The sequence below is a fragment of the Arthrobacter sp. SAFR-179 genome (assembly GCF_059414945.1).
This window is the reverse complement of the sequence record NZ_JBPFDM010000011.1, coordinates 162,924-173,901: the sequence shown is the minus strand read 5'-3', so window position 1 is coordinate 173,901 and position 10,978 is coordinate 162,924. Positions and strand designations below refer to the sequence as shown.

At 66.5% G+C, this 10,978-nt stretch carries 12 protein-coding genes; 2 read left to right on the top strand and 10 right to left on the bottom strand.

What is annotated here, in order from left to right:
• Positions 1-92: 92 nt before the first annotated feature.
• A complete protein-coding gene (locus ACR65K_RS16755) occupies positions 93-1,574 on the bottom strand; it encodes an MDR family MFS transporter (protein WP_440154154.1) in 1,482 nt (493 codons plus the stop codon).
• A gap of 121 nt (positions 1,575-1,695) precedes the next feature.
• Entirely contained in the window at positions 1,696-2,262 is a 567-nt protein-coding gene (locus ACR65K_RS16750; RefSeq protein WP_440154153.1) for a type 1 glutamine amidotransferase domain-containing protein, read from the bottom strand.
• A gap of 274 nt (positions 2,263-2,536) precedes the next feature.
• Between ACR65K_RS16750 and ACR65K_RS16745 the strand changes: the two genes are divergently transcribed.
• On the top strand, positions 2,537-4,183 hold the full coding sequence (locus ACR65K_RS16745; RefSeq protein ID WP_440154152.1) for an HNH endonuclease signature motif containing protein: 1,647 nt from the start codon (positions 2,537-2,539) through the stop codon (positions 4,181-4,183).
• A gap of 150 nt (positions 4,184-4,333) precedes the next feature.
• On the opposite strand, the gene ACR65K_RS16740 is transcribed toward ACR65K_RS16745, so the two are convergent.
• On the bottom strand, positions 4,334-5,008 hold the full coding sequence (locus ACR65K_RS16740; RefSeq protein WP_440154151.1) for a TetR/AcrR family transcriptional regulator: 675 nt from the start codon (positions 5,006-5,008) through the stop codon (positions 4,334-4,336).
• Positions 5,009-5,136: 128 nt separating this feature from the next.
• Between ACR65K_RS16740 and ACR65K_RS16735 the strand changes: the two genes are divergently transcribed.
• A complete protein-coding gene (locus ACR65K_RS16735; protein ID WP_440154150.1) occupies positions 5,137-5,403 on the top strand; it encodes a hypothetical protein in 267 nt (88 codons plus the stop codon).
• Positions 5,404-5,456: 53 nt separating this feature from the next.
• Here ACR65K_RS16735 and ACR65K_RS16730 read toward each other — a convergent pair whose 3' ends face one another.
• The 7 genes from ACR65K_RS16730 to folB are packed head-to-tail and all read right to left on the bottom strand — an operon-like array spanning position 5,457 to position 10,975.
• Positions 5,457-6,386, bottom strand: coding sequence for a 4-phosphopantoate--beta-alanine ligase (locus ACR65K_RS16730; RefSeq protein WP_440154149.1), 930 nt, complete (start codon positions 6,384-6,386; stop codon positions 5,457-5,459).
• On the bottom strand, positions 6,387-7,280 hold the full coding sequence (locus tag ACR65K_RS16725) for a Rossmann-like and DUF2520 domain-containing protein (RefSeq protein WP_440154148.1): 894 nt from the start codon (positions 7,278-7,280) through the stop codon (positions 6,387-6,389).
• The gene (locus ACR65K_RS16720) at positions 7,273-9,006 is read right to left on the bottom strand and encodes a PH domain-containing protein (protein ID WP_440154147.1); all 1,734 of its coding nucleotides are present in this window, start codon (positions 9,004-9,006) and stop codon (positions 7,273-7,275) included. Before ACR65K_RS16720 ends, ACR65K_RS16725 begins: the two co-directional genes overlap by 8 nt.
• Entirely contained in the window at positions 9,003-9,515 is a 513-nt protein-coding gene (locus ACR65K_RS16715) for a PH domain-containing protein (RefSeq protein ID WP_056330671.1), read from the bottom strand. The genes ACR65K_RS16720 and ACR65K_RS16715 overlap by 4 nt, the downstream gene beginning before the upstream one ends.
• Complete coding sequence (locus tag ACR65K_RS16710) at positions 9,496-10,044, bottom strand: DUF3180 domain-containing protein (protein WP_440154146.1); 549 nt, start codon at positions 10,042-10,044, stop codon at positions 9,496-9,498. Before ACR65K_RS16710 ends, ACR65K_RS16715 begins: the two co-directional genes overlap by 20 nt.
• Positions 10,041-10,586 (bottom strand): 2-amino-4-hydroxy-6-hydroxymethyldihydropteridine diphosphokinase, encoded by a 546-nt coding sequence (folK, locus tag ACR65K_RS16705; protein WP_440154145.1) that lies wholly within the window; start codon positions 10,584-10,586, stop codon positions 10,041-10,043. Before folK ends, ACR65K_RS16710 begins: the two co-directional genes overlap by 4 nt.
• Complete coding sequence (folB, locus tag ACR65K_RS16700) at positions 10,583-10,975, bottom strand: dihydroneopterin aldolase (RefSeq protein WP_440154144.1); 393 nt, start codon at positions 10,973-10,975, stop codon at positions 10,583-10,585. Before folB ends, folK begins: the two co-directional genes overlap by 4 nt.
• Positions 10,976-10,978 lie beyond the last annotated feature (3 nt).

Genomic DNA, 10,978 nt, shown 5'->3' with positions numbered 1-10,978 from the left:
CGGCGCATCTACCGAACCCTCAACGCGGCAAAACTGGACCCCTGCACGGTTTGACGAACTATAGAAGGGTCACTTAGTGCTACCCAGTTGGGTCAGTGCGCGCCGTGGCCCGCGCCTGCACCTTCGGTCTTGCGCATCATCGCGGAAAGTACGACGGCGGCAAGGGCTATGACGGTAGCCGTCAGGAAAGCAGCGCTCATCCCGGCGACGAGTCCCGAGGCGGCGCTCACCACAGCGAAGATGGACACCAGGAGCGCCGTTCCCGCGGCGCCGGCCACCTGCTGGGTGGTGCTCATGATCGCTGACCCGTGCGAGTAGAGGTGGGGCGGCAGCGGGTTCAGGCCGGTGGTGAAGGCGGGCGTGAACAGCAGCGCCAGGCCGAAACTCAGCCCCACATGCAAGGTGACGATCCACCACACCGGGGTGCCGGCGTCGAGCATTGAAAACTGCCAGAGGGCCAGCACCATCAGGATGGATCCGGTGATGGTGAGCGGCAGCGGACCCACCTTGTCGAACGCGCGGCCGATGACCGGGCCCAGCAGGCCCATGGCAAGGCCGCCGGGAAGCAGTGCAAGGCCGGTCTCGAGCGAACCCAGGCCCCGGACTTCCTGGAGGTAGAGCGGCAGCAGGATGACGCCGCCGAACAGAGCCATCATGGCCACCACCATCAGTAGAACCGAGACGGTGAACATCCGGAGCTTGAAGGCGCGCAGGTCCAGCAAGGGCGCGGCGGCCTTCTGGAGCCGGACCTGGCGGAGGACGAAAACCGTCAGGGCTGCGACGCCGATAACCAGGGCTGCGATGGCGCCGGCACTGGGACCGGCCTGGCCGCCATCGCCGCCGCCGATCTGGCTGAGCCCGTATACCAGGCCACCAAATGCGGGGACCGTGAGGATGACGGAGAATGCATCCAGCCGGGCCTTTTCAGGCTTGCCAACGTTGGTGAGGTACTTCGCTCCGATGGCCAGCGCCGCGAGGGCTACCGGCAGCACGAAGACGAACATGAAGCGCCAGGTGAAATGTTCCAGGATCAGGCCGGAGACCGTGGGGCCCATGGCCGGTGCCACCGAGATGGCGATGCTGACGTTGCCCATGACGGCGCCGCGCTTGGCCAGCGGAACCAGGGTGAGGATGGTGGTCATCAGCAGCGGGAGCATGATGGCGGTGCCGCCGGCCTGGACAATGCGTGCCAGGAGCAGGACCTCGAACCCTGGGGCCACCGCGGCAAGGGCCGTTCCGCCGGCGAACAGGCCCATGGCAAGCATGAAGACGGCGCGCGTGGACAGGCTCTGCAGGATGAACCCCGTGGTGGGGATGACCACGGCCATGGTGAGCATGAACCCGGTGGAAAGCCACTGCACGGTGGGAGCGTCCACGCGGAGGTCCACCATGAGCCGCTGCAGGGCGACGTTCATGATGGTCTCGTTGAGGATCACCACGAACGTCGCCACCAGCAGCGTGCTGATGATCGTCACGGACTCCCGGGACATCTTCTCCGGTGCGGCGGCCTGGGCTTCCTGTCCTGGCGTTTGGACGGACTGGCCGCTGGAGTTGGGCGAGGTCTCGGTAGACATGGGTGTTCCCTCAGGGGTTTTTGTGAATGATGCACGGCCGGCGCCGCTGCAGATGCAAACACTCTACCCGCTGGAGTAATTCCTCCATACGGGTTTTTCACCCCCGAGGGAACATTAGGGGTCAGGCGGTCTGGCCCGCGTGCTGGCCTTCGGAGATCTCTTCCACCAGCTTGTTGTTGAAGGCCGGGAGGTCGTCCGGGTTGCGGCTGGTCACCAGGCCCTGGTCCACCACCACTTCCTGGTCGGTCCAGTTGGCCCCGGCGTTCTTCAGGTCTGTCTCCAGGGTGAAGTAGGACGTGACGTTGCGGCCCCTGATGACTCCTGCCTCGATGAGCAGCCACGGTCCGTGGCAGATCGATGCCACCGGCTTGTGCTGTTCAAAGAAGCTGCGGGTGAAGTTCTGCGCGTCCTTGTCCACGCGCAGGTGGTCCGCGTTGACAACGCCGCCGGGAAGCACCAGGGCGTCAAAGTCCGAGGCATTTGCTTCGGCCACCGTGAGGTCGACGTCAAAGGTGTCGCCCTTCTCCGTGCCGTTGTAGCCCTGCAGCTTGCCGCTCTTGGGCGCCACCATGGTGGGTTCGCCGCCGGCATCCTTCACGGCCTGCCAGGGGCTGGTGAGCTCCACCTGCTCTACGCCGTCAGTCAGCAGGAATGCCACCTTCTTGCCTGCGATGCTGTGTTCTGACATTGTTCCTCCTCATGCTTGCGGTTGCGCGTTTTTGGCGCGCAGGGTCCCGCTTCGAGAGTTGATTGCCTGACGCTTTCCAGCCTAGGAAAGGTGAAAGTAATAAGCAAGCTGACTATATTTCCAGGGTGTGCACCTCATTGGGTGCGGCAGCGAAGGAGGCGCAAGCACGACGGCGGCACGCGGCTGTGCAGCCAGGGGTGCCTGGGCTGCCGATTGGCTGGGGCGGGTTCAGCCGGCCGCTTCGAATGTCAGTGCCTCGATAGATGATGTTCTTATGGAAATCAGCAGCGGTGGCGGGATGGTTTTGGAGGGTGTTCACTCCTCTGTTGCTGCCCTCGATGCGCTGGACTGTGAGGATGCTTTCCTGGCGGCCGGGGTTGGTGTTGGTGCCGGTGTGGATGTGTTGCAGCGGCGGTATGAGCTCCGGCTGGAACGGCTGGAAGTGACGCGCCGCCTAAAGGCACAGCTGGCGGCCGTGGAAGCCCGGGACGCGGTGGAGTGCGTAGGGTTCCAGCAGGCACTGCTCGCCCCGGACGCGCCGGTGCATGAACGCACGTTCGCTGAGATGTCAGCGGTGGAAGAGATCGCCGGGGTCCTGACCATCAGTTCCGGCGCCGCCGGGGCGTTCGTGGAACAGTCCCGCCGGGTCTGCGCCCTGCCGCCCGTCCTGGAGGCTTTGGCCGCCGGTGACCTGTCCTGGCAACACGCCAAAATTGTCGCCGACGAAACCGAAGGCCTCACCCCCGACGGCGCCGCCGCCCTCGTGGCCCACTTCTTCGACCCCGACGCACCCAACCCGGCCCGCGGCGCCCCACCCGGTGAACTAGTGCCCTCCCGGTTCCGCACCAAGGTCCGTTCCTGGCGGGAACGCCACCACCCCGAAACCCTGGAGAAACGCCACGCCAAGGGTGTCGCGGACCGGCGGATGGAATACACCCCGGACCGCGACGGCATGGCCTGGATCTCCCTCCACCTCCCCGGCGACACCGCCTGCGCCATCTGGAACCGCACCACCGCCACCGCCCGCGGCCTCCAAGGCCCCAACGAACCCCGCACCATCACCCAACTCCGCCCCGACATCGCCGCATCACTACTCCTCGGCACCGGAACGCCTGCGCGTGAGGCTGCTGCGGGTGAGGCGGCCGGGAGGACTGGTGATGCTGCGGGAACGGGCGCAGACAGCGTTTCCGGTACCGGGAGCGCTGCGGGGAGCAATAGTGATATTGGACGAGTCCCCACCCCGCGGGCCGACGTGCTGGTCATGGTCCCGGCGTTCTCCCTGCTCGGCCAGACGGACGAACCCGCGGTACTGGACGGTTTCGGCCCGATCCCGGCGTCCATGGCCCGGAAACTCGTTGCGGACGGGGCGGAATCGTTCTACCGGGTCCTGGTCGACCCCCGCGACGGAGCCCCCCTGGAGATCGGACGCCAACGGTACCGGCTCACGGAAACCATCAAACAGTGGATCCGGATGCGGGACGGCAAATGCACCTTCCCCGGCTGCAGCAACCACACCCCGGACAACGACACCGACCACCTCACCGCCTGGGAAAACGGCGGAACCACCGGCACCAACAACCTGGCACAACTCTGCCCAAAACATCACCGGCTCAAACACGCCCGGCCATGGATCCCCGACCCCGCCACCCATAACGGACCGCCCGGCTGGACCTCACCAACAGGCCGGCACTACAAACCCGAACACCCCGACCCCGAACCAACCCATTGGCCGCCGGGACTTTTCCCGATGCCCGCCGTAACCCAAGGTGTAGATCCCGGCCCGGACGACCTTCCACGTTGGGAACCCGAGGACCCCGAATTCATCGACCTCGACGACCTCTCACCCGAGGACCCCCTCTGGGATGACTTCTTTAGGATGCCGTTTGCGCAATTCCCGGACTCGGTTGGTGCCAGGCTGTAGCTCCTGCGGAGTTGGCAACGTCGCACCGGAGCAATTTGCGCAGTGGAACAGCGCCTGATGGAGTACTCCAAAATGCAGAAACCTCGAGGCGGAGAGGCTGGGACCGGAGGGACGCTGGGCCCGGTTGGAGGCTTGGTCCTATATTGGGCGCTATGCCCTGTGGTGCTCGATGAGCCAGCGCGCCATCTGCTGGGCACGCTCGGCCGCCTGCAGGTCTCCCTCTGTGGCGGAAATAATGGAGCCTTTCATCAGGATGTGCCAGGAGCGCGAAAATTCCTCCGGGCGGACCAAACCGGCTTCTTCCGCCAACCCTCGCACGTGCCCGCGGACCTTGGCCAGATAATCGATGCTCGCCTGGCCCAGGGGGTGGGACGGACCCATCTCCAGCAGGACGTTGATAAAGGCACTGCCTTCGAAATCGTCCTGCTGGAACCAGTCGCCGAAGACGTCGAAAATTGCGAGTAACTGCTCAATGGGTGTGCGGCCGCGGCTCCGGGCCTTGGAAATGATGCTGTCCTCGGTCCACTGCTTATCCCGTTGTTCGAGAAAGGCGAGGACCAGCGAATCCTTGGATGGGAAGTGCCGGTAGAAGGTGGCTTTCGCTACGCCCGACCGCTCAATGAGCTCGTTGACGCCCACATCCCTGATCCCGCGCCGCGAGAACAACTCGTATGCCACGGTAAGGATCCGCGCCTCGGGATTCGAATGACCAGCAGGCGAAGGGTGTCCCGATGCTGCCGGCACCCGCGAGGACGCTGGGGAGGCCAACAAAGGAGACTTGGTGGCGGATGCCCGGGGCGATGAAGTCTTGGGCTCTGGATTCATCACATCCATGGGGCCATTCTGCCACGAGACAGACTTGTCTTTCCCGCGGTAGTGTTTGTCCTACGTGCAGTGCATTTGAACGCCGCAGTGGTTCCCCGGCCACTGCAGGTTGATGCAAGGAGGCCACTATGACAGTAGAGCGGTTGGTCGAAAACGTGCCCCCGGCCCCCGAGCCGTGGATTTCCAGTGACACGCCTGAGGAAATCCGCCAGTTCGCCATTGAATCGCTTCGATGGCAGGCCCAGGAGATTATCGACGAACAGCTTTCAAGCACGGACCCGGCCGAAGAACTGTCCAGGGCACGGCTCCGCCAATGCGTCGAACGCAATCCCGGGCGCCCCGAAAAGGCACTCCTGGAACAGCTGATGGCCAGCGGGGACGGACTGAATCTCTAACCCGCCGCTCTCCTTCCCAACTTTCCGAAACGGCAACCTGGGCAAACGGAAAATCAGGAACTGAGCGGCATGTTGTCGATCAGCCGCACCGGGCCAACCTTGGCGGCGATGAGCGCCAGGGCCTCCCCGCGGAAAGGGGTCTCCCGGCAGTTCTCGGCCAGCGGTTCGAGGGTTTCGGGATCCACCACTTCGAAGTAGTCGAGTTCAACCATGGGCTGGGACTCAACCAGCGCCAGCGCGGAATCCAGGTCCAGCGGCTCATGGGCATTCGCCCGGTCCTCCAGCAGGCGCAGTGCCCTGGACAGGACCAGCGCGGCCTCCCGCTCCGCCTCCGAAAGGAAACGGTTCCGGCTGGACAAGGCCAGCCCGTCCTCTGCCCTGACAGTTGGCACGCCGACGATTTCGACCGGAAAGTTCAGATCGGCAACCATCCGCCGGACCAGGGCCAACTGCTGCGCGTCCTTCTGCCCAAAGTAGGCCCGGTACGCGGGCAGGCGGCCGGCCCGGGAAGCGTCATCAGCGGACCCGGCAGGAAGGCCTGCGGCCGGCATGCCGTAATGGAGCAGCTTTGCCACAACGGTCAGGGCGCCGTCGAAGTGTCCGGGCCGCGATGCACCCTCCCACTTTTCGCCGAGGCGGCCGGACGTCACCCGTACTAACGGCTCCCCGCCGGGGTAAACCTCCTCCACAGACGGCGCGAATGCCAGGTCGACGCCCTGTTCCTCCAGCAGCGCAAGGTCCGCGTCCAGCGTCCTGGGGTAGCGGTCCAGGTCCACGGCGTCGCCGAACTGCAGGGGGTTGACGAAGATGCTGGCCACCACAACGTCGTTGTGTTCGGCGGCGGTGCGCGCCAGTGCGGCATGGCCTTCGTGGAGTGCGCCCATGGTGGGCACCAGGCCCTGCGATGTACCGCGCCTGGCGCCAAGGAGCCTGGCGCTTTCCGCGTGCAGTTCGTGAACGGTCTTGACGAGTTGAATGGACATTCAGTCCTCCTTCGGTTCGAGGGCCTCGCGCAGCCCCTTCAGCTGGTCAGGTTTCAGAAGTCCCCGCCCTTCTGCCCTAAGGGCTGTGGCCCGGGCCATCGCGAGGTAGGCCTCGAGCACGTCGCCATGCCCGCCGCCGTCGAACTCCCGCAAAGCCTCGGCATGGGCACGGACCGTTCCCACGTCCCCGCGGGCCACCGGTCCGGTCAGCGCCGACTCCCCCGATGCCAGCGCGTTTTCCAGCGTGGCCCTCAGCAATGGACCCAGCATTCGCTCGGGTGCCTCCACCCCAACCTCCCTCAGGAGCTGGGACGACTGGGCCACCAGGGTGACCAGGTGGTTCGAACCGTGCGCGAGGGCTGCGTGGTAAAGCGTCCTGTCGGCCTCGGCGATGGCCACGGGTTCCGCCCCCATCTCCACCACCAGCGCCTGGGCGATGGGCAGCATGGCGGCATCGGCCGTCACCCCGAAGGTGCAGTCCAGCAGCCGGGTGAGGTCCAGGCTCATGCCTGTGAATGTCATGGCCGGGTGCAGCGCCAGCGGAACGGCACCGGCTGCGCGCACAGGATGCAGCACGCCCACCCCGAACCGTCCTGAGGTGTGCGCCACCAGCTGGCCGGGCTGCCATGCCCCCAGCTTCGCCAGCCCGTCCACCAGGCCGGGCAGTGCGTCATCCGGCACGGCCAGCAGAACCAGTTCCGACCGCTCGACAATGTCCTGCACTTCCAGGACGGGCACGCCGGGCAGGAGTGCTTCAGCCCGTTCCCGGCTTGCGTCGGACACGGCTGACACCCCGACGACGGCGTGCTCGGCCGCGCGCAAAGCCGCGCCAAGCACGGCTCCCACCTTGCCGGCACCGATGATTCCGACGCCGAGGCGTCCGGGCTTAGCCATGCTGCTGGCCTTCCTGTTGGTAATGGTCCCGCGCCTTAGCGGCTGCTGCGTCGGTTGTGTCCCCACGGGCCGGCGCATCGGGCATCGGCACGCCAGGCGCCGCGGCGCCGGGCAGTTGCAGGGCACCCATCGGCGTGGGCGCAACTGCCGGAACAACCTGCCGCAACCATTGTTCGGTGGTGTGCCGCTTCCGCGCCAGCCGGGCGCGTGCCGACTGGTCGTCGAAAAGCTGCCGGGCCTCGTCCAGCCCGGCCTGGACCAGCCGGGGGGCCACCGGCCCGGCCGTCGTATGGAGGACCAGGTCCGCCACACGGAACCTGCGCGCCAGGGGTCCCTGCTGCAATGCCAGTGACTGGGTCCGCTGGTGGGGAACCAGCACCAGTTCCCGCCACCAACGCCCGGAGCGGATCAGCAGGGCCGTGTCAGTTGCGGTGAACCCGTTGCGGCGCCACGCGAGGGGTGCCAGCAGGCGGGCCCGTCGCGGCGTGGTGACGAATCCGCCGTCGGAATCCGTGCCGTTAAGGCCGGCGCTAAACACCAGCTCGGGCTGGCTGGTCCCCGGGTCCGGCAGGACCAGCGAAAGCATGGCCATGACGTCGGACAGCTTTCCCACCGGCAGGAGGGTGGTCCTGGTGTTGCCCTCGGCGGCGTTGCCGGAAACCCCGTAGCCGGCCGCATTCACCTGCATCCGGTACCAGCCGAAGGGCCGCCACAGCGGAGGCTGGGCAACCTTCACCGCCTGGATCCGGCCTGGTGGAAGCGTCTGCGCCTGGGTGTCCAGGAGCCCGTACCGCAGCCGGATGCCGTCGGGAGAAACCGATGCTGTGAAGTTGAACCCCTTGTTGAAGAAGTTCCAGTAGCCGGCGGCCAGGCCCAGGGCCGCGGGCACCAGGTAGAAGTAGAAGGCGCGGTTGTCCGTCAGCGCCGACAGGACCACCGAGGCGATCCCGCCCACCACGATAAAGACGCTTTGCTCGCTCAGGATCAGCGATCCGAGAAGGCGCGACGGCGGCACGGCCAGGACAGTGATTTCCGGCGCCTCGAGTGCGGGCCGGGCAAGGCGCTCCGGACCTGCCGGGCTTCCGGAATTGGCACCTGCCGCGGAATCAACGTGGGCACCTGTAACAGCACCGGCGGATGCTCCGGACGCCTGCGCCAGGATGGTGGCACGCAGCTGCCGGGCATCCTCGAACTTCAGGTAGGCCAGGCGCACCGCTGATTCCCCGGCGTCGGCTACCTCAAATTTGAGTTCCGCCAGGCCGAAGATCCGGGCCAGCAGGGGCTGCACGATGTCAATGGCCTGCACCCGGTCCAGCCGCGCCTGCCGGTGCTGGCGGAAGATGAGCCCGCTGTTGACCCTGACATAGCCGCCGGACACCTGGTACTTGGTGAAGTACCAGGTGAGGACGAACCCCAGCACCGCCACGGCCAGCACCACCGCCCCGCCGCCAAGCAGCCAAGGCGCGCGCCTGGCAAACCCCTCCTCGAACACGGGCTGGCCCTGCAGCGTCCGCTCGAAGAGGTCCCGGCCAAAGAAGAAGGTGATGGCGGCCAGGGCAACCCAGCCGCGGACGAAAGGTGAGGCAGGATGCACCCGCAGCCACTCGCCGTTGGACGTTCTGTTGGTTTCCGGGCTGCCCTTGGCAGGTGGAGGCGCAGCTGGAGGAGCAGGCGGAAGCTCAGGCGGCTCCCCGGGCGGACCGGTCAGCTCGCCGTCAGTGGTCACAGTCCTGCCAGCCTGGCTTCACCGCGGGCGGCCAGCTGTTCGCGGAGCCGCGCACCTTCCGCTGCCGGCAGGCCGGGAATGCGTGCGTTCGTGCCGGGTGACGCGGTGTGCAGCTTGACGCTGCACAGCCCCAGCGCGCGTTCCACGGGCCCCACCGCAATGTCCACGTACTGCATCCGCCCGTAGGGAACGGCCATGGTCCGCTGGAAGAAGATGCCGCCCCTAATCAGCAGGTCGTCATCGCGCTCTGCGTAGCCGATGGCCCGGACCTGGCGCGGAATGAGCACCAGCCGCCACAGGGCGGCCAGCAGCGTAGCGGACGGGACGGTGATGGCGAGCCACAGCGGCGGCCACCGCCACCAGCCCAGGAGGACGAACACCAGTGGAGCGGACAGGACCAGCAGGGTGACAAGGTTGGCAACGGCCCATTCCACCAGCCGGACTGTGATGTATTTCGGCGAGACACGCTGCCAGGCGATACCCGGCGGGTCAATCGCCTCGGTACGCATATTCGCCTTCCCCGGCGGCTTCCCCGCGGGCTGGGCGGCCCTTCTTCCCGTCCAGGCTGTTGGTGTCCCCGTCTTCCGGGGGAATCCTGCAGAACCGCTCCACCAGGAGCCCCACCACGATCATCACCAGGCCGCCGCCGGCCATGGCCAGGGCCAGCCAGGTGATGCCCTGGTCACTGCGGAGGCTCCAGATCCGCAGCTGGTCCAGGAAGATGCCCACGTGCCAGCCCAGCAGCACTGTTCCGGCATAAGCGCATGCCTGGGCCAGGACCAGCGTCCGCGCGGCCAGAAGGGGGTCCAGCTGCGTTTTCCTGGCCGTGCTGTTGGGCTTGACGCTGTTGCGCCACCTCAGCACCCGGATGCCCAGGATCAGTGTGATGATGACGATGACGCCCATGGTGGCGAGCGCCGTAGCGGGCAGGACAGGAGTGGCCATGCTGTACCGGCTGGTGACTACCGTGGCCGCCCAGCCCGCCACCGCAAGGATGACGCAGATCAGCAGCAGGCGCAGCGGGTTGATCGGCTTCATCGCTCCTCCACCGCTCCCGCCGTGGGCATGCCGTCGAAGTCGCCGAACCCGTCGAATGGGGCAAGGTCCCCGAAATCCGAGGCCCGCGTTGCCAGCGTGCTGATCCGTTCGCCGTCCAGCGTGGCGGCGGGTTCGATGAGTGACCAGGGGTAGAGGACGAAGGCCCGTGATGCGGCGCGTGGGTGCGGGAGGGTCAGCGTGGGATCGTCGCTGCGGAAGTCCGCGTACGTGATGATGTCGACGTCGAGCGTCCGCGGCCCCCAGTGGACCTCGCGGACGCGGTGGTGCTTGTTCTCCACCGCCTGGCAGTGCTGCAGCAGTTCCTGCGGGCTAAGGCTGGTTTCCACCGTGATGACCATGTTCAGGAAGTCCGGCTGTCCCGGGGGTCCGCCCACGGCTTTGGTCTGGACGATGGGTGAGACGGCAAGGAGCCGGACCTCAGGCGGGTCCACCAGGTCGGCCACGGCCTCCGTCAGCGTTTCGTTGCGTTCACCAAGGTTGCTGCCCAGGGCAAGCACGGCCTTGGTGTAGGTCCCGTTCACGTCTGCGCCCCGGACATGGCGGTGCCTGCGGGGACCCGTTCCCTGTGGACGGTGACCGCCACATCGCCGAAGGGGACCTCGATGGGGGCCTGGGGTTTGTGCACGGTGATGTCCACGGCCTGGAGTGTGAACTCGGACAGGAGGCTGTCTGCGATCCGCACCGCGAGTGCCTCGATGAGGTTGAGGGGCTCGCCGGTAATCCACTCGGTAATACGCTGCGCCACCTCACCATAGTGGGCGGTGTCCCGGACATCGTCGGACTGCGCCGCTTCCGTGAAGTCCAGGTGGAGCACCGCGTCCACGACGAATGGCTGGCCCTCACGGCGTTCGAAATCGAAGACGCCGTGATGGCCCACGGCCGTCACTCCGGTCAGCGTAATCCTGTCCATGGG

Bases quoted from the DNA above. Each gene is read 5' to 3' on its own strand.
- ACR65K_RS16750 (WP_440154153.1), bottom strand. From the start codon at position 2,262: ATGTCAGAACACAGCATCGCAGGCAAGAAGGTGGCATTCCTGCTGACT.
- ACR65K_RS16755 (WP_440154154.1), bottom strand. From the start codon at position 1,574: ATGTCTACCGAGACCTCGCCCAACTCCAGCGGCCAGTCCGTCCAAACG.
- ACR65K_RS16730 (WP_440154149.1), bottom strand. From the start codon at position 6,386: ATGTCCATTCAACTCGTCAAGACCGTTCACGAACTGCACGCGGAAAGC.
- folB (WP_440154144.1), bottom strand. From the start codon at position 10,975: ATGGACAGGATTACGCTGACCGGAGTGACGGCCGTGGGCCATCACGGC.
- ACR65K_RS16725 (WP_440154148.1), bottom strand. From the start codon at position 7,280: ATGGCTAAGCCCGGACGCCTCGGCGTCGGAATCATCGGTGCCGGCAAG.
- ACR65K_RS16710 (WP_440154146.1), bottom strand. From the start codon at position 10,044: ATGAAGCCGATCAACCCGCTGCGCCTGCTGCTGATCTGCGTCATCCTT.
- ACR65K_RS16745 (WP_440154152.1), top strand. From the start codon at position 2,537: ATGGAAATCAGCAGCGGTGGCGGGATGGTTTTGGAGGGTGTTCACTCC.
- ACR65K_RS16740 (WP_440154151.1), bottom strand. From the start codon at position 5,008: ATGAATCCAGAGCCCAAGACTTCATCGCCCCGGGCATCCGCCACCAAG.
- ACR65K_RS16735 (WP_440154150.1), top strand. From the start codon at position 5,137: ATGACAGTAGAGCGGTTGGTCGAAAACGTGCCCCCGGCCCCCGAGCCG.
- ACR65K_RS16715 (WP_056330671.1), bottom strand. From the start codon at position 9,515: ATGCGTACCGAGGCGATTGACCCGCCGGGTATCGCCTGGCAGCGTGTC.